Annotated in this window: 23 protein-coding genes; 12 read left to right on the top strand and 11 right to left on the bottom strand. The window is 73.3% G+C overall.

The genetic code is table 11. From position 1 onward, the window contains the following. Window positions 1-13 precede the first annotated feature (13 nt). The 3 genes from H537_RS40770 (at window position 14) to H537_RS0102595 (ending at window position 4,527) form a co-directional block, all read left to right on the top strand. Window positions 14-1,288 (top strand): DUF2325 domain-containing protein, encoded by a 1,275-nt coding sequence (locus H537_RS40770; protein ID WP_051241628.1) that lies wholly within the window; start codon window positions 14-16, stop codon window positions 1,286-1,288. A gap of 168 nt (window positions 1,289-1,456) precedes the next feature. Next, window positions 1,457-3,340: a gamma-glutamyltransferase gene (gene ggt / locus H537_RS40765; protein ID WP_051241626.1), complete on the top strand. Its 1,884-nt coding sequence runs from the start codon at window positions 1,457-1,459 to the stop codon at window positions 3,338-3,340. A 179-nt stretch (window positions 3,341-3,519) separates the two neighbouring features. Then, window positions 3,520-4,527, top strand: a complete 1,008-nt coding sequence (locus H537_RS0102595; RefSeq protein WP_028996647.1) for a lysylphosphatidylglycerol synthase domain-containing protein — start codon at window positions 3,520-3,522, stop codon at window positions 4,525-4,527. Window positions 4,528-4,581: 54 nt separating this feature from the next. Here H537_RS0102595 and H537_RS0102590 read toward each other — a convergent pair whose 3' ends face one another. From H537_RS0102590 to H537_RS0102575, 4 genes are all read right to left on the bottom strand, one after another. Further along, window positions 4,582-5,208 (bottom strand): PEP-CTERM sorting domain-containing protein, encoded by a 627-nt coding sequence (locus tag H537_RS0102590; RefSeq protein ID WP_028996646.1) that lies wholly within the window; start codon window positions 5,206-5,208, stop codon window positions 4,582-4,584. Window positions 5,209-5,338: 130 nt separating this feature from the next. After that, on the bottom strand, window positions 5,339-5,653 hold the full coding sequence (locus H537_RS0102585) for an EscU/YscU/HrcU family type III secretion system export apparatus switch protein (protein WP_051241625.1): 315 nt from the start codon (window positions 5,651-5,653) through the stop codon (window positions 5,339-5,341). Between the two features lies 1 nt (window position 5,654). Then, entirely contained in the window at window positions 5,655-6,476 is an 822-nt protein-coding gene (locus H537_RS0102580) for a hypothetical protein (RefSeq protein WP_028996644.1), read from the bottom strand. An 87-nt stretch (window positions 6,477-6,563) separates the two neighbouring features. After that, window positions 6,564-7,325, bottom strand: coding sequence for an SDR family NAD(P)-dependent oxidoreductase (locus tag H537_RS0102575; RefSeq protein WP_028996643.1), 762 nt, complete (start codon window positions 7,323-7,325; stop codon window positions 6,564-6,566). 166 nt (window positions 7,326-7,491) lie between these two features. On the opposite strand from H537_RS0102575, the gene H537_RS0102570 reads away from it, so the two are divergent. Further along, window positions 7,492-8,394, top strand: coding sequence for a LysR family transcriptional regulator (locus H537_RS0102570; RefSeq protein WP_043458031.1), 903 nt, complete (start codon window positions 7,492-7,494; stop codon window positions 8,392-8,394). Here the strand turns inward: H537_RS0102570 and H537_RS40760 are convergent, their stop codons facing one another. Further along, the gene (locus H537_RS40760; protein WP_043458030.1) at window positions 8,395-9,765 is read right to left on the bottom strand and encodes a sigma-54 interaction domain-containing protein; all 1,371 of its coding nucleotides are present in this window, start codon (window positions 9,763-9,765) and stop codon (window positions 8,395-8,397) included. Between the two features lie 285 nt (window positions 9,766-10,050). On the opposite strand from H537_RS40760, the gene H537_RS0102560 reads away from it, so the two are divergent. Beyond that, a complete protein-coding gene (locus tag H537_RS0102560; protein ID WP_028996641.1) occupies window positions 10,051-10,650 on the top strand; it encodes an MBL fold metallo-hydrolase in 600 nt (199 codons plus the stop codon). Between the two features lie 20 nt (window positions 10,651-10,670). Here H537_RS0102560 and H537_RS0102555 read toward each other — a convergent pair whose 3' ends face one another. The 3 genes from H537_RS0102555 to H537_RS0102545 form a co-directional block, all read right to left on the bottom strand. Further along, window positions 10,671-11,555 (bottom strand): hypothetical protein, encoded by an 885-nt coding sequence (locus H537_RS0102555; RefSeq protein WP_028996640.1) that lies wholly within the window; start codon window positions 11,553-11,555, stop codon window positions 10,671-10,673. Window positions 11,556-11,745: 190 nt separating this feature from the next. Next, window positions 11,746-11,928: a hypothetical protein gene (locus tag H537_RS0102550; protein WP_028996639.1), complete on the bottom strand. Its 183-nt coding sequence runs from the start codon at window positions 11,926-11,928 to the stop codon at window positions 11,746-11,748. A 13-nt stretch (window positions 11,929-11,941) separates the two neighbouring features. Further along, complete coding sequence (locus tag H537_RS0102545) at window positions 11,942-12,316, bottom strand: PqqD family protein (RefSeq protein ID WP_156901347.1); 375 nt, start codon at window positions 12,314-12,316, stop codon at window positions 11,942-11,944. A 72-nt stretch (window positions 12,317-12,388) separates the two neighbouring features. Here H537_RS0102545 and H537_RS0102535 point away from each other — a divergent pair, with 72 nt between their 5' ends. After that, the gene (locus tag H537_RS0102535; RefSeq protein WP_051241623.1) at window positions 12,389-13,453 is read left to right on the top strand and encodes a nucleotidyltransferase family protein; all 1,065 of its coding nucleotides are present in this window, start codon (window positions 12,389-12,391) and stop codon (window positions 13,451-13,453) included. A 10-nt stretch (window positions 13,454-13,463) separates the two neighbouring features. Here the strand turns inward: H537_RS0102535 and H537_RS40750 are convergent, their stop codons facing one another. Continuing rightward, window positions 13,464-13,823, bottom strand: a complete 360-nt coding sequence (locus H537_RS40750) for an ArsR/SmtB family transcription factor (protein ID WP_051241621.1) — start codon at window positions 13,821-13,823, stop codon at window positions 13,464-13,466. A gap of 356 nt (window positions 13,824-14,179) precedes the next feature. Between H537_RS40750 and petA the strand changes: the two genes are divergently transcribed. From petA to H537_RS56430, 4 genes are all read left to right on the top strand, one after another. Next, on the top strand, window positions 14,180-14,785 hold the full coding sequence (gene petA, locus H537_RS0102525) for a ubiquinol-cytochrome c reductase iron-sulfur subunit (RefSeq protein ID WP_028996636.1): 606 nt from the start codon (window positions 14,180-14,182) through the stop codon (window positions 14,783-14,785). A 79-nt stretch (window positions 14,786-14,864) separates the two neighbouring features. Next, on the top strand, window positions 14,865-15,689 hold the full coding sequence (locus tag H537_RS0102520) for a TlpA family protein disulfide reductase (RefSeq protein WP_028996635.1): 825 nt from the start codon (window positions 14,865-14,867) through the stop codon (window positions 15,687-15,689). 27 nt (window positions 15,690-15,716) lie between these two features. Beyond that, window positions 15,717-16,118, top strand: coding sequence for a class I SAM-dependent methyltransferase (locus H537_RS56435; RefSeq protein WP_310733004.1), 402 nt, complete (start codon window positions 15,717-15,719; stop codon window positions 16,116-16,118). Then, entirely contained in the window at window positions 16,119-16,415 is a 297-nt protein-coding gene (locus H537_RS56430) for a hypothetical protein (RefSeq protein ID WP_310733003.1), read from the top strand. It abuts the gene before it with no gap. A gap of 100 nt (window positions 16,416-16,515) precedes the next feature. Here H537_RS56430 and H537_RS0102510 read toward each other — a convergent pair whose 3' ends face one another. Together H537_RS0102510 and H537_RS0102505 are read right to left on the bottom strand one after the other, a co-directional pair. After that, on the bottom strand, window positions 16,516-19,263 hold the full coding sequence (locus H537_RS0102510) for a histidine kinase dimerization/phosphoacceptor domain -containing protein (protein ID WP_084150325.1): 2,748 nt from the start codon (window positions 19,261-19,263) through the stop codon (window positions 16,516-16,518). A gap of 187 nt (window positions 19,264-19,450) precedes the next feature. Next, window positions 19,451-20,440: a zinc-dependent alcohol dehydrogenase family protein gene (locus H537_RS0102505; RefSeq protein ID WP_028996633.1), complete on the bottom strand. Its 990-nt coding sequence runs from the start codon at window positions 20,438-20,440 to the stop codon at window positions 19,451-19,453. A gap of 293 nt (window positions 20,441-20,733) precedes the next feature. Here H537_RS0102505 and H537_RS0102500 point away from each other — a divergent pair, with 293 nt between their 5' ends. Beyond that, complete coding sequence (locus tag H537_RS0102500; RefSeq protein WP_028996632.1) at window positions 20,734-21,039, top strand: hypothetical protein; 306 nt, start codon at window positions 20,734-20,736, stop codon at window positions 21,037-21,039. A 150-nt stretch (window positions 21,040-21,189) separates the two neighbouring features. Then, window positions 21,190-21,915, top strand: a complete 726-nt coding sequence (locus H537_RS0102495) for an ABC transporter ATP-binding protein (protein ID WP_028996631.1) — start codon at window positions 21,190-21,192, stop codon at window positions 21,913-21,915. The last annotated feature ends 10 nt before the right edge of the window (window positions 21,916-21,925 follow it).

Below are 21,925 nucleotides of genomic sequence, written 5' to 3'. Positions count from 1 at the left end.
CGAGGAGCCACCCATGTGCAGCGAAGACCGCCCCGGCCTGGTGGCGTGCCGGCATGAGCAGGCCGCGGCCGCGCAGCTGCTCACCCGCAGCTCGCGCCGGCGCCGCTTCTGGGACCTGGCGCCCACGGCCTACTGCCCGATGGTGGGCGTGTGCGTACCGCTGCCCTTGCTGCGCCGCGTGGCGCAGAAGGTGATGGCCGGTGCGCTGCCGCAGGACGACTACGAGCTGCACTGCCTGGCCATCCAGGAGTGCAAGGTCCGCACGCCGCTGGCCGAGCGGCTGCAGCGCGAGCTCGACGAGCGCTTCGCGCCCGCCCTGGCCTCCGCGGCGCGCTGCAAGGACGGCGCGGCGCTGGCGCAGTGGTGGCAGCAGCGGCTGCTGGAGGGCGTCGGCGTGCCCGCCGCCTTCTGGGCCGTGCTCACGCATGGGCGCTGCGACGCCGTGCTGGAAGAGCGGGTGCTGCGCGACGTGCACATGCTGCAGCACCAGGCCGGCGCGGCCGAGCGCGTGGACCGCGCCCGCTTCGCCGAGCTGCAGCGCGAGCACGGGGTGCTGGTGCGCGAGCTGGCCGCGGCGCAGCAGCGCAGCACCCAGGCGCTGCAGCAGCGCGCGGCCACCATCGAGCTGCAGTCCGTCGAGCTGGTGCGGCTGCGCGCCGCGCTGATCACGCGCGACACGGCGCTGGAGAGCCTGCGCGCGGAAGTCGAGGAGCTGCGCCGCGGCGTGCCGGACCTGCCCGCGCGGCGCGCCCAAGCCCAGCAGATCGAGCGCCAGCGCCTGCGCATCGAGTCGCTGGAGCGGCGCCTGGCGCAGGCCCTGGCGGCGCCGGCGCGAGCGGCCGAGGACGGGCCGGCACTCGCCGCCGCGGATGCTCCCGTGGTCACGCCGCTGCCCCTGGCGCCCAAGCTGCCCGACAAGGCCGTGCTGTGCGTGGGCGGGCGCTCGGGCAGCGTGCCGGTGTACCGCCAGCTGGTGGAGCGTACGGGCGGCCAGTTCCTGCACCACGACGGCGGCGAGGAGGACGGCAGCGCGCAGCTGGAGTCCAGCCTGGCCGCGGCGGACCTGGTGATCTGCCAGACCGGCTGCATCAGCCATGGCGCCTACTGGCGCGTCAAGGACCATTGCAAGCGCACCGGCAAGCAGTGCGTGTTCGTGGACAAGCCCAGCGCCGCCGGGCTGCTGCGCGGACTGCAGGAGGCCGCCGCGCTGCTGGATCCGCCCGCGGCCACCGCCGCACGGGAGGCCGCGGCAACGGTTTCGGTCACAACCGCTTGTCCCGGGGCCTGATCCCGGCCCGGCGCAGCGCTTCGCCTAGCACGTTCCGGCGCGTTTGCCCGCCCGCATCCGGGCGGCGGTGGCCGGGTTGAAGTGGTGATCCCCCCTGGGCAGAGTGAGCCTGCCCGGCGCGCGCACGGCGCGTGCCGGCGCCTTCATCCCTTCACGAGGAGCTGCGCCATGCCAGTACGGGAACCTGACTTCTTGAATCCGTCCTGCCTGCGGCGGGCGGTGCTGCTGGCCCTGGGCAGCCTCGCCGCGGCCACGACGGCGCAGGCGGCCATCGGCCTGTCGCTGGGCGATCTGCCGGGGCTGCCGCTGGAGCGGCCGCAGGCCGTGGTGGCCGTGGCCAACCCCTATGGCGCGGAGGCCGGCGCGCAGGTGCTGGAAAAGGGCGGCAACGCCATCGACGCGGCCGTGGCCATCGCCTACGCGCTCAACGTCGTGGAGCCGCAGTCGGCGGGCATCGGCGGCGGCGGCTTCATGATGATTCACCACGCCGCCTCGGGCCGCACCTTCTACATCGACTCGCGCGAGAAGGCGCCCGCCGGCGCCACGCCGTCGATGTTCGTGGGCGTGGCCAACGCGTCGCTGCAGGGCGTGGCCGTGGGCGTGCCCGGCATGGTGCGCGGCACCGCGCTGGCGCTGGACCGCTTCGGCCGCATGCCGCTGCACAAGGTGCTGCAGCCGGCCATCAGCCTGGCCGACCGGGGCTTCAAGGCCACGCCGCGCTACGTCGAGGCCAGCTGCAACCCGCGCGCGCGCAACTCGCCGGAGTCGGAGGCCTTCTTCTGCCCCGGCGGCGTGGCGCCGGCGGTGGGCTCGCTGGTGCGCAACGAGGCGCTGGCCGACACGCTGCGCCTGATCGCCAGGAACGGTCCCGACTGCTTCTACCGCTATATCCCGTCCAAGGGCTGCGACATCGCCAAGGGCGTCGTCGAGGGACAGAAGTGGGGCCAGGGCGGCAGCATGACCCTGGCCGACCTTCAGGACTACCGCCCCGCGCTGCGCGACCCGGTGCAGGCGACGTACCGCGGCTACGTCATCAAGGCGATGTCGCCACCGTCCTCCGGCGGGCTGACGCTGCTGCAGATGCTCAAGATGCTGGAGCGCTTCCCCATCGGCGACGCGGCGGCGGGCTACGGCTTCGGCTCGGTGAAGACGGCCAACGTGATGGCCGAGGCCATGCGCATCGCCTTCGCCGACCGGTCGGTGTGGATGGGCGACGCCGACTTCGTCCCCGTGCCCTCCAAGGGCCTGCTGGCCCAGCCCTACACCGACACGCGCAGCCTGGCCATCGTGCCTGGGCAGCGGCAGGTCACCAACCCGGTGGCCGACGACCCGCGCCCCTACCAGTTCGCCGGCGTGGAGGTGGGTAAGCGGCTGGCGGTGGCCGAACCTGTGACCGGCCCGGGCGAGACCACCACGCACTTCGCCGTGGCCGACCGCTGGGGCAACTTCGTCTCCTACACCAACACCATCGAGTCCTCGCACGGCATCGGCGTGTTCGCAGGCTACAAGCGCCCGGACGGTTCCTTCCGCAACCACGGCTTCCTGCTCAACAACGAGCTCACCGACTTCAACATCGTCCCGTCCATCAACCCGTTCACGGGCGGCCCCGGCTACAACGACGTGCAGCCGGGCAAGCGTCCGCGCAGCAGCATGACGCCGACGATGATCTTCGACGCCAAGGGCCGCCCGGTGCTGGCCTACGGCTCGCCCGGCGGCTCGACCATCATCAACTCGGTGCTCAACGTCACGCTCAACCTCATCGACCACGGCATGGAGCTGCAGCAGGCCATCAACGCGCCGCGCCTGTCCGTCACCAGCACCAGCTCCTCGGTGACGGTGGAGGCGGCGCTGCCCCAGGCCACGGTGGACGGGCTCAAGGCGCTGGGCTACAGCGTGGGCGTGGCCGACATCGGCGCGGTGCAGGGCGTGGGCATCGACTACAAGACCGGCCGCTACTACGGCGGCGCCGATGCGCGCCGCGAGGGCACCGTCATCACGCTGCCGCGCAGCAAGCCGCTGCTGGGCTGGCTGGGCGACCTGCTCAAGCCCTGAGCCTTCCTCGGCGCCCGCCGCGCGCCCGAAGCACCGAAGCCCGCCGCCGGCGGGCTTTTTGCTGCCCGGCACGGCGGCAGCGGCAGCGCGGTGTCCGGCAGCCGCGTCGGAAAGCGCCTACAGCGAGGCGCGGCGGCGCCGTCTGGCGGGCGCCACCGGCGCTGGGGAAGATGGCCACCATGCTCAGCGACGCTCCCCCCGTGCCGACCAGCCCGTTGCGGGCCTCCTTGACCGCCGCCTGGCCCTACATCCGGCGCTGGGCGGTGCCCGTGCTGGGCGTGGTGATCCTGGGGCTGCTGCTGTCGCGCGCGCACCAGATCGACTGGGCCGGCGCCTGGGCCGCGCTCAAGCGCCAGCCGCTGCAGGCGCTGCTCGCGGCCTGGTTGCTGGCCACGCTCAGCCACGCCCTGTACGGTTGCTTCGACCTCATCGGCCGCGGCCACGTGCGCCACCGCGTGGCGCGCTGGCGCTCTTGGGCCATCGCCGTCTCCAGTTACGCGTTCAACCTGAACCTGGGCTCGCTGGTGGGCGGCGTGGCGCTGCGCGCGCGGCTGTACGCCCGCGCCGGGCTGGACGAGGCCTCGGTGGCGCAGGTGGTGGGCATCAGCCTGGCCACCAACTGGCTCGGCTACGGGCTGCTGGCCGGCGGCCTCTTCGCCTCGGGCGTGATCTCGCTGCCGCCGCAGGCCTGGCTGCCGGGGTGGACGCTGCGCGCCGTGGGCGTGCTCATGCTGCTGCTGGCCGTCGGCTACGTCGTGGCCTGCACGAAGTGGCACGGGCAGGAATGGCGTGTGCGCGGGCGGCGGCTGCAGCTGCCCAGCCCCGGCCGCGCGCTGGCGCAGCTCGCGTTCTCGACCGCGAACTGGGCGCTGATGGGCGCGGTGATGTACCTGCTGCTGGGCGAGCGGCTGCCCTACGGCACCACGCTGGCGGTACTGATGGCGGCTTCCATCGTGGGCGTGTTCACGCCCATCCCGGCGGGCCTGGGCGTGCTGGAGGCGGTGTACCTGACGCTGCTGTCGGGCCGGCTGGGGCAGGGCACCGTGATGGGCGCGGTGCTGGCCTACCGCGCGCTTTATTACCTGCTGCCGCTGCTGGGCGGCGTGGCGCTGTACCTGCTGCTGGAGCGCTACGCGGCCAGCCACCCCGAGGCGGCGGTTCCGGCCGCGGCGGACCGGCCGCGCTGAGCTTCCGCGCCCGCCTAAGGTGATGAGTGCTCCGGCGCTGCCGGAGCATCGGCGTCAGCCGCGCTGGGTGGCGCGGCGGCGCGTGGCGGCCACGCCGGCCAGGCCCAGGCCCAGCAGCGCGGCGCTGGAGGGCTCGGGCACCGGCACCGTGTCCAGCGACACCAGGTTCAGGCTCACGTTGTCCACGAAGGCCGTGCCGTCCGCCCCGACCGTGTTGCCACCGAAGCGCAGCACGCCGTCACCGTCGGCGTGGAAGGTCAGCGTGTGCTGTCCCCAGGCCTGGTACACGTTGGTGTGCAAGGACTGCAGCACCGTGCCGTCGAAGGAAACGTTGTAGTTCGCCGGCGAGTAGCCCGCGCGCCCGGCATCGAACCAGCTGAGCTGGTAGGTGCCGGCGGCCAGCGTCAGCGACTGCTCGATGTACATGAGGTTCTGCAGGCCGATGAGCAGGCTGCCGAAACCAGGGTTCCAGTTCCCCAGCTGGTTGGGTCCGCCCCAGGGACTGCTGGACGAGGAGATCAGCGGCGCGTTGCCGCTCCAGCCGGATACTGCGGTCGCGCTGCAATCGCCGCCCAGGTAGCAGTGGCTGAACCCGCCACCCACGCCGCCCACCGTGTCTTCGAAGCTGCCGTTCTGCAGCAGCGAGGCCTGCGCGCCACAGGCCACCAAGGCCGCGGTCATGCCTGCCCATACGCGCCCCCTCTTCGTTACTTGACCCATCTGAAACCCCCTGTATTGCTTATGGTCAAACCAGTCAAAGTCTAGGCGCAGAGCCCTTGCCGGTAACGGAGAGTTTTTTGCTGCGGCCGTCTCAGGGCGGGGGCCGGTTTTGCAGCCGCCAGATCCAGACCAGCAGCTCCGCCACGGCCGCGTACAGCTCGGGCGGGATCTCGCGGTCCAGCTCCACGTGCATCAGCGCCTGCGCCAGCTCGGCCGATTCCGTCACCGGGATGCCCGCCTGCCGCGCCAGCTCCACGATGCGCCGCGCCGTTTCGTTGTAGCCCTTGGCCACCACGTGGGGCGCGCCGATGCGCTGGTGCGTGTCGTAGGACATGGCCACTGCGGCGCGGCGGCGCGTGGGCTCCTCGGCGTGGAGCTCTTCCAGGGCGTTCTCGGGCGGTTTCATGTCAGGCCTCGGCCGGCGCCGGCAGGGCGCGCACGGCGGCGTGCAGGCCGCGGGCGCCCAGGGCCTGGCGCAGCTCGTCCACGTGCTCGTCCACCTCGCGCACCAGCCCCTCGCCGCAAAGGATGTTCACGTTCATCGCCGAGGTCTCGCCGTCTTCCGAAAAGGACGTGCTCAGCTCCACCACCGCGTCGAGCGTGCCTTGCTCCGTTTCGTGTCGCACGCGCGCGCGCACGACGCGGAAGCCTCCGCGTCCGTCCGGCTCGCGCTGCAGCTCCAGCTTCAGCGGGCGACGGTCCCAGCGCCGCACCTCGATGGCCGTCTGGCCGGTGAGCGAGGCGCACAGCATCGCGTTGAGCAGCGAGCCGGCCGACTGCTGCGCCGGCGATCGTGCCGGCGCGCCCGCGTCGGCCACGCTCGCCTGCCGCGGCATGTGCTCGCGGGCCGGCGCGTGGGATTCGGGCTCCTCGCCCAGCCACTGCTCGGCCGCGACGGCCTGCTTCAGGCTCAGCGCGGCGGCCAGCGCGTGGATCACGTTCTGCGCGGCCTGCTGGTGGTGCTGCTGTCCCGGCAGCAGCGCGTCCTGCGGACCGTCGGTGGGCAACAGCGCCACCGGCAGCCCGAAGGCCGACAGCGTCGCCACGCTCTGGCCCAGCGGGCTCAGCTCCACCACGCCGGAAGCCGCGCCGGGATGCACGGCCAGCAGCGCCGCCGCTGTCTTGACCGACAGCGAGTCCGTGGCCTGCAGGTTCGAAACGCCCCCGGGTACGGGCACGCTCTCGACCGGGGCGGCCGCTTCGGTGTGGGGAATGGCGGTGACTTTCACGCGCGGATTCTAGGAAGGCCCTCTTGCGCGCCCGCGGCGCAAAGCGTGCAGATGCCACACCCGCGGCCGGGCGCCGCGGGCGCGGCGTCACAGGAACATGCCGCCCGAGGCCTCGATGCGCTGCGCGTTGACCCAGCCCAGCTCCGGCGACAGCAGCGCGGCCACCACGGCGCCGATGTCCTCCGGCCGCCCGGCGCGGCCCAGCGCGGTCTGCGAGGCGACGAAGGCGTTGAGCTGCGCGTTGTCGCGCACTGCGCCGCCGCCGAAGTCGGTTTCGATCGCCCCCGGCGCCAGCACGTTGACGGCGATGCCCCGCGGCCCAAGCTCCTTGGCCAGGTAGCGGGTGAGCACTTCCACGGCGCCTTTCATCGCGGCATAGGCGGCGTAGCCGGGCAGGGCAAAGCGCGCCAGGCCGCTGGAGAGGTTGAGGATGCGCCCGCCGTCGGCCATCAGCGGCAGCAGCGTCTGGGTCAGGAAGAAGGGGCCCTTGAGGTGCACGTTCATGAGCTGGTCGAACTGCGCCTCGGTGGTGTCCGCGAACGCGGCGTGCACGCCGATGCCGGCGTTGTTGACCAGGTGGTCGAAGTGCTCGCGCTGCCAGTGCTGGCGCAGCGCCGCGCGCACCTGCTCGGCGAAGGCCGGGAAGCTGGCGCTGTCGGCCACGTCCAGTGGCAGCGCCACGGCGCGCACGCCCAGCGCCTGCGCCTGGGCCACCACGGCCTGCGCCTCGGCCAGGCCCGAGCGGTAAGTCAAGATGAGATCGACGCCGCGCGCGGCCAGCGCCAGCGCGGCGCTGCGGCCCAGGCCGCGGCTGCCGCCGGTGATGAGGGCGATGTGGGAACGGTCCATGGCGGGCTCCTGTGTGCAGTGAAGGTTCAATCCCGTCCGCCAGGTTCGTGGACGGGATGGAGTCACTGTATTGATCCGGCTGCGACCGATAAACCGGCTGCGTTTGACTAGACTGTTCGCGCTAACAAGACAAACGGGAGGATGAACCTTGGATCAACTTGAAGCGATGCGCATCTACGTGCGCGTGGCCGAGCTGGCGAGCTTCACGCAGGCAGCGCAGGTGCTGGGGCTGCCCAAGGCTTCGGTGTCGACCGCGGTGCAGCGGCTGGAGTCGCTGCTGGGCACGCGGCTGCTGCAGCGGACCACGCGCCGCGTGCACGTGACGCCCGATGGGCAGCTCTACCTCGACCGCTGCCGCGAGCTGCTGGCCGACCTGGAGGACCTGCAGCAGCTGTTCCGGCCCGAAGCCGAAGGGCTGCAGGGCCGGCTGCGGGTGGACATGCCCACCGGCACGGCGCGCGCGGTGGTGGTGCCGCGGCTGCCGGAATTCCTGGCGCGGCATCCGGGCCTGCACCTGGAGCTGGGCAGCACCGACCGTCGCGTGGACGTGGTCGGCGAGGGCTTCGACTGCGTGCTGCGCGTGGGCGCGCTGGAGGACTCCAGCCTGGTGGCGCGGCCCCTGGGCCACCTGGTGCAGCTCAACTGCGCCAGCCCGTCCTACCTGGCGGAGTTCGGCACGCCGCGCACGCTGCAGGACCTGCAGCGGCACCGGCTGGTGCACTACGCCAGCGGCCTGGGCGCGCGCAGCCCGGGCTTCGAATTCGTCGATGCCGTCACCGGCGAGGCCTGCCGCGTGCCCATGGCGGGAGGGCTGACGGTGAACAACGCGCAGTCCTACGAGGCCGCCTGCCTGGCGGGGCTGGGCCTGATCCAGGCGCCCGACCTGGCGCTGCGCCCGCACCTGGAGAGCGGCCGGCTGGTGGAGGTGCTGCCCGAGTGGCGCGCGGCGCCGCTGCCCGTGACGCTGCTCTACGCCAACCGCCGCCACGTGGCGCGGCGGGCGCAGGCGTTCATGGCCTGGCTGGCGGAGATCCTGGAGCCGTTCCTGCTGCAGGCCGAGCGGGTCTGATCAGCCTTCGGCGCCCTCGCTGCCGTCCTCCGCGCGCGGCCCCTGCAGCTCGCGCAGCTTGCGGTAGAGGGAGCGCTCGCTGATGCCCAGCTGCCGCGCCAGCTCCGCGCGGCTGCCCCGGTGTGCAGCCAGCAGCGCCGACAGCGCCTCGCGCTCGGCGTCGCGCAGCGGCTGGCCGCTGCGCCCGGACAGCGTCGGCGTGTCGGGCGGGGGCTGCACGCGCGCGGCCGGCGCGGCGCGGCGCCGGCCCACCGCCAGCGCCTGCTCGATCTGCGCCGCCTCGATGCCGTTGCCGTCGGTGAGCAGCGCCGCGCGCTCCAGCACGTTGCGCAGCTCGCGCACGTTGCCGGGGAAGTCGTGGGCCGCCAGCCGCGCCAGGGCCTCGCGCGAGAGCGCCAGCTTGCGCGGCGCCACCCGCTCCAGCAGCGATTTCGCCAGCAGCGGGATGTCCTCGCGCCGCTCGCGCAGCGCCGGCAGCCGGATCGGGAAGGTGCTGAGCCGGTAGTACAGGTCCTCGCGGAAACGGCCGTCGGTCACCATGGCGTCCAGGTCGCGGTGCGTGGCCGAAACCACGCGCACGTCGGCGCGGCGCAGCTCGGTGCTGCCCACGCGGCGGTAGGTGCCGTTCTCCAGCAGCCGCAGCAGCTTCACCTGCATCTGCAGCGGGATGTCGCCGACCTCGTCCAGGAACAGCGTGCCGCCGCTGGCGGCCTCCACCAGGCCGGGCTTGCTGGCGTGCGCGCCGGTGAAAGCGCCGCGCTCGTGGCCGAAGAGCTCGCTCTCGAACAGCGTCTCCGGCAGGCTGGCGCAGTCCACCACCACCAGCGGGCGCGTGGCGCGCAGACTGACCTCGTGCAGCGCGCGCGCCACGAGCTCCTTGCCCGTGCCGGACTCGCCCAGCAGCAGCACGCTGGCCTGCGACGGGCCCACGCGGGCCACCAGCGCCAGCATCTCCTGGAAGGCCGGGGCGCGGCCGATCATGCCCTTGGCCGAAGGCGTGCCCTCGGCCACGCGCAGCGGCTCCATCTTCTCGACGTAGAACGCAGCCTCGCCCGAGGCGTCGAGCACCGGCGCGAGCTCGATGTTCACGTAGGCCTCGCCCTGCGGCGTGTGGTGCAGGTGCAGCACGCGCTCGCGCTGGCCGCTCTGGCGCGAGCGCGCCAGCGGGCAGCTCTCGCCGGCCTCGTCGCAGGGCCGGTCGAAGTGGTGCGAGACGTCGTAGCAGGTGCGCCCGATCACGGAGCCGGTCGGGCTGAACTGGCGCCGGTAGGCTGCGTTGGCCGCCACGATGCGGTACTGCCGGTCGAACACGATGTGCGGCTCGGACAGGCCTTCGAGAAAGGAGACGAGCTCGGGCAGGACGCTGGACATGGGCTGCCTGGAAGTGGGGTGGGGCGCCGCTGCCGCGGCGCAGGCACCGGGCCGGTTTGGCGCACTGGCGCGGCGCGCGCAGTCTACTGCCAGCATTGGCAGCCCAGGCTGGCAGCCGGGGGCCGCCCGCTGCCGCTGCGGTGTGCCAAGTGGGCGTGGCACAAGGGATTTTTGCGGCCAGCCCGTCTTGGCCTGCTTCTTGATAGCCCCCGCACATCACCAGAGCGATGCCTGAACGCCCCCGGCGCCGCCGCAACGCGGTTGCCGGGCGGCGCGGACTTCTCCATGTACTTCCGTTTGCTGCACGACGAGGCCAGCGGGGCGATGAGCTACCTGCTGGCCGACCTGGACGCCCGCGAGGCGGTGCTCGTGGATCCGCGCGGCGCCGACGTGGCAGTGCTGCGCGCCATGCTGGCGGAGCACCGGCTGCGGCTGCGCTGGGTGCTGCGCACGCACGCGCACGACGCCGCGCTGCCCGAAGCGGAACGGCTGGCGCTGGCCACGCTGGACGCGCCGTGGGTGCAGGGACGGCCGCTGCCGGACGGCAGCCTCACCTTCGGCGGCGAGGTGGTGCGCACGCTGGCGACGCCGGGCCACACGGCGCATTGCCTGAGCTTCCTTTGGCGCGACCGCCTGTTCTGCGGCGGCCTGCTGGCGGTGGATGCCTGTCCCTTCCAGCCGCGGCCGGCCGTGCCCGAGGCCTTGTGGGACAGCGTCACGCGCGAAGTGTTCACGCTGCCGGCGGAGACGCTGCTGTTCTGCGGCCACGCGCGAGCGTCGCGTGCCGTGAGCCAGGTGCATGAGCAGCGGCGCACGCACCCGTGGTTCGCCGGTGCCGGCCGCGACGAGTTCCTGGCCCGGGTGGCCGCGCTGCCGCCGGCGTAGCGGCGGCGGCCACCGCACGCTCAGCCGCGGCGCCGCTCGCGCATCAGGCCGTGCACCAGTTCGCAGCTGTCGGCCAGCCCGGCGCTGGCCAGCGACCAGGAGGGAACGCGCTGCGCCAGGCTGGCCACGGCATCGAGCCCGTGGCTGGAATGCGCCAGCGCGTTGAGCGTGGTCACGTACAGCCTTGCCCCGGCTTCAGCCGCTTGCAGCGGGCGCAGCACCGGCTCGCGCAGCAGGGGGTCGTGCCGCACGAAGATCAGCCCGGCCAGCGGGCAGGGCGCGTGCATCACGTCCGCAGGCAGCGCCGCTACCGGCACGTGCAGCGTGCGGCCCAGGTCCAGCACCTCGTCCTCGGGAAAGGCGTAGGGCCCCGGCGGGCGGCGCTTGAGGCACAGCGCATGCGGATAGGGATGCACCGCCAGCGACTCCAGGTCCACCGGGCTGAGCTCGTCGCTGAGGTAGCGCAGGCCGTGGTGCAGCAGGCCCCAGGTGGTGGTGGACTTGCCGGCGCCGGAGTCGCCGATCAGCAGCCAGGCCTGGCCTTCCCACGCCAGCGCCGCGGCATGCAGGTGCAGCAGATCCGGGCGCCGGGTCTGCAGCGCCACGATGAGGTCCTTCTCCAGGTAGAACAGCAGCTCGCACAGGTTGTCGGCCGTGATGGGCGCGCGGCCCTGGCGGTGCAGGAGGTAGGCGTCATGTCCCGGATGGCGCGCCGCCGCGTAGGCCAGGTCGGGAACGGCGCTGTCCGGCGCCGGGGGCATGGCGGCGAAGTTGCCCGTCACGATGCGCGCGACGGTGGGGTCGGCATAGGCGATGCGCACGGTCTGCCCCAGCAGCTGGAAGGTCAGCGCGGGTGGCGGCTCCCCGCGCGCGGGGCGGAACGGGATCGGGTGAGGGCTCGGCACAGGCGACGCTCCGTGGCGGCTTCAGGGGCCGGATCGCGCACCATGCCGCCGCCCGGTGGTCGGGCGCGTCGGCGCGTGCGGTGTTGCGGGAGGAAGGCGCTCGGTACGGCGACGGGGGTCGTATCGCACGGCGGGCGCCTGGAGGAAAGACGGACCAAGGCCGGAGGGCCTGGTCACGTTCGCGGGGTCGTCAGTTCCCGCCCTTGCCTGGCTTGCCGGGCTTGTCCGGCTTGCCGGGTTTATCGGGCTTGCCCGGGTCCTTGACGGACCCGGCCTTGGCGAAGGACGGCGCGGCGGCCAGGGTCAGGATGGCCGGCGCGGCGTAGGCGCCGCGCTTGACGAAGTCCCGCCGAGAGCGGTCGGGTACTGCCATGGGTTGTCTCCTTTCACGCCAGGGGATGCGTGGGCGTGCTCTCGCATTCGTCCAGCAGGTTCAGGGATTCCAGGCGCTGCAGCGTGGTGTGCACGTCGGCAAGTGCCTGCGCCTCGTCGACCGCGAAGTCCGCAGCCAGGATCGCCGCAATGGCTTGCGGCATTGCGCCGTCGCGGCGCATGCGCCAGACGATGCTGGCGGTCTCATTGAGTTGGTGGATGTGATTGGAAGCCGTGTCCAGGATCAGCAGCTCGCCATCCACTTCACGGACGATCATTCCCCCGGATGCGGGGCCGGTTGTCTGCATCTCGCCCTCCCTTCCTTGCTTCGCGCGCCCTGGTACTTGGGCGTCGCGAGTCCCAACAGCGAAACTGTTGTGAATATTCACGTCTGACGCGATGCAATTACCCCCAGGGAGGCCCCCGAAAGTGTGTGTGACTGGCTACAGAATGTTTTTCGCATGCGGTCCGCGCTGACGGGCCAGCTGCTGGCCTACGCGGCCACCGGGGCGCCGCTGCGCCTGGACCCGGCAGGTGCCACGGGCCAGGGCGAAGCGGTGCAGGAGGGCCAGTTCCGCTGGCTGGTGCGCGGCGGGCTCGGTCCGCTGCTGCACCACGCCCTGCGCGCGCAGCCCGAAGGCGTGCCTGCGCCATGGCGCGACGAGCTGCTGGCCGCGGAGCTGACGGCGCGGGTGCGGCAGTCGGCGCTGGCGCAGTCGGCAGCGGAGCTGATCGACGCCTGCGCCGACCTGGGCGTGGAGCTGACGCTGCTCAAGGGCATCTCCGTCAGCGAGCAGCTCTGGCCCGCGCCGCACCTGCGGCCGATGTCGGACATCGACGTGCTGCTGCCGCGGCGGCTGCTGGGCGAGGTTGAGTCAGCACTCACCGCCCCGGCCGGCGGCTACGAGCGCATGGCGTTCCCCGTGCGCCCCGGGCTGCACCACGACGCGCCGCTGCGCCATCGCAGCCACGGCACGGTGGTGGAGTTGCACAAGGCGCTCTTCCCCGAGGACTCGCCCTTCAGCGTGGGAGGGCTGTTCGCGCCGCAGGAGGTGCTTGCGCGCACGGTGGCATCGAGCTTCCAGGGCCGCGAGGTGCGGCGGCTGCCGCCGGCGCTGCAGCTGCCCTACATCGCCGCGGCCTGGTTCAACGACATCACCGAGCTCAAGGTCGATCCCAGCTTCCTGCCCTCGGCCTTCGACGCGGTGTTCCTGCTGCGCCACCACGGCGCGACGCTGGAGTGGGACACGCTGCGCGGCTGGCTGGAGGACGACGACGGCATGGTGCGGGGCTGTCTGGTCGCGATGCTGAGCTGGCTGCCGCGCTTCGGCGTGGCGCCCGCGCCCGAAGGGTTCATGACCTGGCTGGCCGGCAGCCAGCGCGTGGTGGGCCCGCTGCAGCGCCGGCTGATCCACTGGATGCTGGACCGCCACCTCGTCGGCGCGCGGCCCTGGTCGCTGCCCCTGCCGCCGCCGGTGCCCGGCCGCTACAGCCCGCGCTACCAGTGGCGCAAGCGCGTGCGCTGAAGGCCGGGCCTCAGCGCACCGTGCGCGTCACCAGGCGCTCTTCAGGTGCGACGGTTGCCGAGGCATACATGTCCTTGGCGACCTGCTCGCACACCGCGCGGCACAGCACGGCCACGCGCTCGCTCTGCAGCCGGTAGAACATCTGCGTGCTGTCGCGGCGCTTGGCCAGCACGCCGGCGCGGTACAGCGTGGCCAGGTGCTGCGACAGGTTGGGCTGCGTGGTGTCGATCTCGCCCAGCATCTGCGACACGTTCTTCTCGCCGTGGCACAGCGAGCGGATGATCTTCAGCCGGATGGGCGTGCCCAGGAGCGAGAACAGCTCGGCAACCGACTCCAGGACCTCGTCCGAATAGCAGTCGTCTTCGTTCATGCGTCGGATGGCCAATTCAAGGGTAGGCAAAAAGGCTGCCATTTTATCGGTGGCCCGGCCGGCGCCAGCCGCGCAGCGACGCCGGAGCTGCTCAACTCTTATATAAGCATTTGGCAATGCGTTGAGCTTGGCCGGTGCTTGCTTCCCCTTGGAAACACCGAAGGCGCCTGTGCTGCCGGCCCCTGCCAGGGCTGTCAGGCAGTGGCAGCCCGTGGCACCGGCGCCAAGCCGCGGTCGCCCGACGCCAGCGCTGCGCCCGCCGGGGGCGATGGCGGCGCGGCGGCGGTTGGCCCGCATCTTGATACACCAGGGCACGAGCGGCTGCCACGGCTGCCGCATCTCGCCAAGGACCGACCATGACCAACCTGACCCTCGATGCCGTTTCCTGTTCCGACCCCCAGCGCCGCCAGTGGCTCATCGCCACCGCGGGCGCCGGCGGCGTGGCCGCGGCGGCCACCGCCGTGCCTTTCGCCTCCACCTTCGCGCCCAGCGAGCGCGCCAAGGCGATGGGCGCAGCCGTGGAGGTGGACATCGGCGACATCCCGCCCGGCGGCATGAAGACCGTGGAGTGGCGCGGCAAGCCGGTGTGGGTGGTGCGGCGCACGCCGGAGATGATCGCGGCGCTGCAGCGCAACGCCGATGCGCTGGCCGACCCGGCATCTGCCCGGGACCAGCAGCCTGAATACGCCCGCAACCACAGCCGCTCGCTGCGCCCGGAGGTCTTCGTTGCGGTGGGCATCTGCACGCACCTGGGCTGCTCGCCCAGCGCGGTGCCGGCCAACAGCGCCAACCCGAGCCTGCCCGCGGACTGGGCGGGCGGCTATTTCTGTCCCTGCCACGGCTCCACCTTCGACGGCGCCGGCCGCGTGTTCAAGAACAAGCCCGCGCCGACCAACCTGGAGATCCCGCCGCACCGCTACCTCAGCGACACGCGGCTGCTCATCGGCGAGGACAAGGCCTGAAGACAGGGCGCCGCATGGGGGCGCCGCGCCGCGTGGCAAGCTGGCCGGCGCTCAACGCCTGAATTGCGGAACCTCCACCATGCTGTCCATCCCTCTCGGTCCCCTGGCCCTGCCGGTCGCGCCGCTGCTGCTGCTGGCGGCGCTGTGGCTGGCGACGCTGGTGGCGCGGCGCCTGGCGCCCGAGGCGGACGCGGTCCCGGCCGAGCGCACGCTGTGGCTGGCCGCCGCGCTGGGCTTGCTGGCTGCGCGAGCCGCGCACGTGCTGATCCACGCGCAACCTTATCTGGCGCAGCCGTGGTCGGTGCTGGACCTGCGCGACGGCGGCTGGGAGGACAGCGTGGGCGTGATCGTCGTCGCGGTCTGGCTGGCTGGGCGGACACGCACGCGCCCCGCGTTGCGCCGTCCGCTGGCCTGGGGCACGGTGGCCGGGATGGCTGCCTGGGTGGCGGGCAGCGTGGCGGCCCTGGCCGCCGGCGGCCAGCCCATGCAGGCACCGGCGCCGGCGGTGGCGATCACGGAGCTAGACAGCGCACGCACCCGCAGCCTGGCCGAGGAGCTGGACGGGCGCCCCACGGTCGTCAACCTCTGGGCCACCTGGTGCGGTCCCTGCCGCGCCGAGATGCCCGTGCTGGACGCCGCGCGCCGGCGCGAGCAGGACGTGCGCTTCCTCCTCGTGAACCAGGGCGAGTCCGCCGCCGTGGTGCGCGCCTACCTCCAGCGCGAGGGCCTGGCGGCCGAGGGCGTGTGGCTCGACGAGGCCCGCGCGCTGGGCCCGGCCGTGGGCTCGCGCGGGCTGCCGACCACGCTTTTCTTCGATGCCCGGGGCCGCTTCGTGGACGCGCACCTCGGCGCCCTCAACGCAGCCGCGCTGCAGGTGCGCCTGCAACGGCTGCGCCAACCCTGACCGCCGCGTGCGACCCTGAAGACACCGATGAACGACTCACTGCCCCTGATCTCCGACGAGCTCGACCTGCTGGAGAGCCTGGTACCGCTGGACGGCGCGCGCCTGGTCGAGCTGGGCTGCGGCGCCGCGCGCATGGCACGGGCGCTGCTGGAGCGCCATCACGATGCCGAGCTCACCGGGCTCGAAGTGGACGAGCGCCAGCACGCGAAGAACCTGGCCGCGCCGCAGCCGCGGCTGCAGTTCCTGCAGGCCGGGGCGCAGGCCATTCCGCTGCCTGATGCCGCCTTCGACGGCGCGCTGATGCTCAAGTCGCTGCACCACGTGCCCGTGCCGCTGATGGCGCAGGCGCTGGACGAGGTGGCGCGCGTGCTGCGGCCCGGCGGCTGGCTCTACGTGTCCGAGCCCGTCTACGGCGGTGCGCTCAACTAGTTGACCCGGCTCTACAACGACGAGGGCGAGGTGCGCGCCGCGGCCCAGCGCGCGCTGGACGCGGCGCTGCGCACGGGGCCGTGGGAAGCGTGGGCCGAGCGTCGTTTCGAGATGCCGGTGCAGTTCCGCGACTTCGCCGATTTCGAGGCGCGCATGATGCGCCCCACCTTCGCCGACCACCGCATTGACGACGCCAAGCTGGCGCAGGTGCGCGCGCGCTTCGAGCCGCTGGCCGGGCCTGAGGGCGTCGCGTTCAGGAAGCCGATGCACGTGCGGCTGCTGCGGCGCCGCGGCTGAGCTGTAACGTTCCCTGCGCGGCGGTGCTGGCACGCACCGGCGGCCCGTCCAGCAAGCCGCTTAGGACGCAGGGCCAGCTACCGCACCAGCGCCACGCGCGTCAGGCTGCCACGGCGGCCGGCGCCGCGCCGCTGCCGGCCGCGGCGTTGCCCGGCGCGCCCAGCGGCACCGTCACCCGCCAGTGCGTGCCCGGCCCGGGGCCGATCTCCACCAGGGCGTCGAGCTGGCGCGACAGCAGCGTCACCAGCCGCATGCCCAGGCTGGTGGCGCCGGCGGGTTCGAAGCCCGGCGGCAGGCCGGGGCCGCTGTCGTGCACCTCCAGCACCACGCTGCGCGGCGCGGCCGGCTCGGCCTCCGGCATGCGCAGCACCAGGCCGAGCACGCCTTCGCTGCCCGGGCCGTAGGCGTACTTGAGCGCGTTGGTGATCAGCTCGGTGACGATCAGCCCCAGCGGGATGGCCGTGTTCACCGGCAGCGTCAGGGGCTGCAGCTCGCAGGCCGGGCGCACCCGGCCTTCGGCGCCGAAGGAGCGGATGAGCTGGTCCGCCAGCGTGCGCAGGTAGTCCGCGAAGTTCAGCGCCGACAGCGTGGACTGCTGGTACAGCCGCTGGTGCACCAGCGCCATGGCGCGCACCCGGTGCTCGGTCTCGCTGAACACGGCCTCGATGGCCGGGTCGCGCAGCTGGCGGCGCTGCAGCTGCAGCAGGCTGGAGACCACCTGCAGGTTGTTCTTCACCCGGTGGTGCACCTCCTGCAGCAGCACCTCCTTCTCCGCCAGCGCTGCCTTGAGCCCGGCCTCGGCCTCGCGCCGCGCCGTGATGTCCATGTTGATGCCGATCTGGCGTTGCAGCTCCCCGGCATCGGAGAAGCTGGCCTGCGCATGGTCGGCCGTCCAGGCCCAGCCGCCCGCGGCCGTGCGCAGGCGGTACTCCGCCGTGTAGCCCGGCTGCGCCGGGCTCACCCCGGCCATGCGCGAGCGCAGCATCGCGCGGTCCTCGGGATGCACGCGATCGAGGTACTCCTCGCCGTGGCCGCGCGGCGCCAGCCCCAGGGACACGTACAGCGTGCCGATGCGCTGCACCTCGCCGGTGGCCGGGTCGTGGTCGTAGGCGCCCATGCGCGCCGCCTCCAGCGCCAGGCGCAGGCGCTCCTCGCCCAGGCGCAGCGCCTGCTCGGCGCGCTTGCGCTCGGTGATGTCCATGGTGGTGCCGACGTAGACCTCGTGCCCGCCCTCGTCGCGCGCCAGGTACACGTCCACCAGCACCTCCAGGGGGCTGCCGTCGCGCCGCCGCGCCGTGAGCTCGGTGCGGCAGGCGCCCCAGGCGCGCAGCTCCTCGTAGATGCGCTGCGCCTGGCCGGGCTGCGTGCAATGCAGCTCCACGGGCTGGCCCACCACCTCCTCGGGCCGCTCGTAGCCGAACTGCAGGGAAAAAGCGTCGTTGGCGTAGGTGATGTAGCCCCGCCTGTCCACGATGCTCACGCCGTTGAGCGAGTGCTTGAGCGCGCCGGCCAGCAGCTGCACCTCGGCCGTGCGCACGGCCACGTGCTTCTCCAGCGCGCGCAGCTGCATGCGCACCGCCACGGCCGCCAGCACCGACTGCGCGATGCGCTCCAGCGCCGTCCACTGCCGCGGCTTGTCGTCCACGACGCAGAAGCTGCCCAGCACGTGGCCGTCGGGCGTGGCCAGCGGCACGCCCAGGTAGGCCACCACGCCCTCGGGCACCGGCAGGGCGTAGCGCGGCGGCGGCGCGTGCCGCGCGTCCTCCACCACCAGCGCCTCGCCAGAGGTGACGACGAACTGGCAGAACGACTCCTGCACCGGCAGCTCGCGCGAGCCCGCCAGCGCCTCGGGCAGCCCGAAGGCGCTCTTGAAGAACTGGCGCCGGTCGTCCACCAGGCTGATCAGGCACAGCGGCGCCTGCAGCGTCAGCGCCGCCAGCCGCGTGAAGCGGTCGAAGTCCTCCTCCGGCGGCGTGTCCATCAGCTGCGTGCGCCGCAGCGCCTCCAGCCGCTCCGGCGCGTCCAGGCGCTGCGGCGATGGCTGTGCCGAGGGCCGCGCCACGCCGTCGCCGATGGAGCGCCACAGCGCCTCGTTGAGCTCGGCCGTCTGCCCGGCCTGCGCCTGCAGCCGGGTGTTGGCCTGGCTCAGCGACGCCTGCGCCTGCTCCAGCGCCCGCACCGTGTCGCCCAGCCGGCGCAGGCTGCGCTGCTGGCCCCAGCCTGCCCAGGCCACCAGCGCCAGCGACAGCAGGCTGCCCAGCGCCGTCACGGCAATGGTCAGGTTGGTGTTGCGCTGCACCGCCGCGTCGCGCTCGCCCAGCAGCCGCAGCTCCTCCGCGTCCAGCGCATCGAACAGGCCTGACATCGCTGCCAGCTCCGCCGGGCCCGTGCTCGCGGCGATGCGCTGGCGCGCGGCCGGCAGGCCCTGCACCACCGCGGCGCGCAGCACCGCCTCGTCCAGCTCGATCAGCGCCTGCAGGTGCCGCTCCAGCGCCGCGAGCCGCTGCTGCTGCGCCGGGTGGCGCTCGCTGAGCTGGCGCAGCCGCTGCAGACGCCGCGGCGCCTGGCGCTGCGCTTCGCGCCCGGGCTCCAGCCAGTCCTCGCGCCCGGTGGCCACGTAGCCGCGCACCGCGCGCGAGAGCTCCAGCACCTCGTTGCGCAGCTCGGTCAGCTCCAGCCGTACCTGGTGCGTGTGGGCGCGCCCGCGCACGGCTTCGCGGGCAACGTCCTGGAACCACAGCGCCGCCAGCGCCACCGCCAGCAGCAGCCCCAGCGCGAGGCCGATCGCCGGCGGAAGCGGCAGTCCGCCGGCGCGCGGCAACCTGGAAGCCGGTTCGGAATGTTGCAAGAAGCCCCCAAAACGTCCGTCGATGACACGGCACCCGGGAGGAGGCGGCGTCCCCGCGGCGACGCTGGCCGGCCAGGACAGCGCCGAGGGACCCATTTTGTGTCAAGCCGTGACGGAGGGTGCGCGCGTTTCCTTGCCGGACGGGCGCGCTGCCGGCCGTGTTTCTCCGGCCAGCAGCGCGCTCTCATCAAGGCACCAGCACCGCCGCCCCCTGCAGCCGGCCGCCGCGCAGGTCGTCCAGCGCCTGGTTGGCCAACTCCAGCGGGTAGACGCTGGTTTGCACCTCCAGCGGCCGGGCGGCCACCAGGTCCAGGAACTCCAGGCCGTCGCGCCGCGTGAGATTGGCTACCGACACCACCTGCCGCTCCTCCCACAGCAGCCGGTAGGCGAAGGCCGGGATGTCGCTCATGTGGATGCCGCCGCACACCACGCGCCCGCCCTTGCGCAGCGCCTGCAGCGCCAGCGGCACCAGGGCGCCCACGGGGGCGAACAGGATCGCCGCGTCCAGCAGCCGCGGCGGCGTCTCCTCGGAGGCGCCGGCCCAGGTCGCGCCCAGCCGGCGCGCGAAGTCCTGCGCCGCCGTGTCGCCCGCGCGCGTGAAGGCGTACACCTCGCGCCCCTGGCGCAGCGCCACCTGCGCCACCAGGTGCGCCGCCGCGCCGAAGCCGTACAGCCCCAGCGCCCGGGCCTCGTCGCCGGCCGCGCGCAGGCAGCGCCAGCCGATGAGCCCGGCGCACAGCAGCGGCGCCAGGTGCACCGCGTCGGCCGCCTGGGCGCGCAGCGGCAGGCAGAACGCGGCTTCGGCGACCACGTGCGTGGCGAAGCCGCCGTCGCGGGTGTGGCCGGTGAAGGCCGGCGCATCGCACAGGTTCTCGTGGCCGTGCGCGCAGTAGTCGCAGTGGCCGCAGGCGTGGCCCAGCCACGGCACGCCCACGCGGTCCCCGGGGCGCAGCGTCTCCACGCCCGGCCCCAGCGCCTCGACCTCGCCCACGATCTCGTGGCCCGGCACCACGGGCAGCCGCGTGCCGGGCAGCTCGCCGTCGACCACGTGCAGGTCGGTGCGGCACACCGCGCAGGCCAGCACCCGCAGCCGCACCTCGCCCGGACCGGGCACCGGGTCGGGACGCTCCTGCAGCACCAGCGGCGTGCCGGGCCGCTGCAACACCATGGCTCTCATGAAGGCACCTCCTCTTCAGGCGCGAGCCATTCTGAGCGCCGATCCGAAGCCGCGGCCTTGAGCGGGGTCAAGCGGCGCGACGATCGTTGCGAAGGCAACCGATGTATGAAAGCAGCCCCTGTTCGAAGGCGTCGTGCGCGGACGTTGATCTGCGTCACGGCGGCGACGCAGGGTCGCGCCGATGCTGTGTTGCATGCGGAGGCCGAGCCTGGCCGGGCCATGACCCGGGGCCGGCCCCTCCGTGTTGGCATGCGTCGGGGAGGCCGCATGCGCCTCGTCGTTGGAGGTGACGCATGAACGCTCGCAGGCCCTGGAGGCTGACGGACCGATTCCTGGCCACGCTGGCACTTGCCGCGTGCGCGCTGGCGCTGCCCGCGCCGGGCCTGGCGGACACGCCGGCCGCCGCGGCCATGGCGCCGCTCGCCGAGGCCCAGGCCCCGGCGGACCTGCCGCCGCCCACGCTGTCCCCGGCCACGGCCGCCGCGCCGAGCGCGGCCGGGGCGCCGCCGCAGGCTCCCGCCCCCGAGCCGAACGCGATGTACGTCCTGGCGCTGGTGGCCGCGGGGCTGCTCGGCGGCTGGCGGCGCGCCTTTTCCTGAGGTGTTGCGGAGCGGGTGCCGGGCTGGCGAAAGCCTGCCCGTCGCTTGAGCCGCATCAAGCCCCGCCCTGAATCCAGGCGCAAAGATGCGTTCGTGCCTGCCACCGCCATCACGTCCGGGCCGCCTGGAACGGCCCCCGCCGCTGCCGCGATGCCCGCGGCCACGGCGGCCGAAGCACCGCTGTTCCACGCCCGCGGCCTGAGCAAGACCTACGGCAGCGGCGCCGCCGAGGTGCGCGCGCTGCGCGACGTGGACCTGGACGTCGCGCGCGGCGAGTTCATCGTGCTGCTGGGCCCCTCGGGCAGCGGCAAGTCCACGCTGCTCAACATCCTGGGCGGGCTGGACGTGCCCAGCGCCGGCGAGCTGCGCTTCGGCGACCTGGACCTCGCCCGCGCCGACGAGGGCACGCTCACCGAGTACCGGCGCCGCCACGTGGGCTTCGTGTTCCAGTTCTACAACCTCATCCCCAGCCTCACGGTGCGCGAGAACGTGGCGCTGGTGACGGACATCGCCGAGCACCCCATGTCCGTGGACGAGGCGGTGGACCGCGTGGGCCTGACGCCGCGGCGCGACCACTTCCCGGCGCAGCTCTCCGGCGGCGAGCAGCAGCGCGTGGCCATCGCGCGCGCCATCGCCAAGCGCCCCGAGGTGCTGCTGTGCGACGAGCCCACCGGTGCGCTGGACGTGCACACCGGCAAGCTGGTGCTGGAGGTCATCGGCGGCGTGCACCGCGACACGGGCACCACCACCATCGTCATCACGCACAACGCCGCCATCGCCGCCATGGCCGACCGCGTGCTGCACATGGGCGACGGCCGGCTGCAGCGCGTGGAGGTGAACGCGCGCAAGGTGCCGGCCTCCGAGCTGGTCTGGTGAGCGGAGCGCG

The sequence above is a fragment of the Azohydromonas australica DSM 1124 genome (genome assembly GCF_000430725.1).
GTDB classification, from domain to species: Bacteria; Pseudomonadota; Gammaproteobacteria; order Burkholderiales; family Burkholderiaceae_C; genus Azohydromonas; species Azohydromonas australica.
The sequence above is the reverse complement of the archived record's forward strand: the minus strand, read 5'-3'. Positions and strand labels throughout refer to the sequence as shown.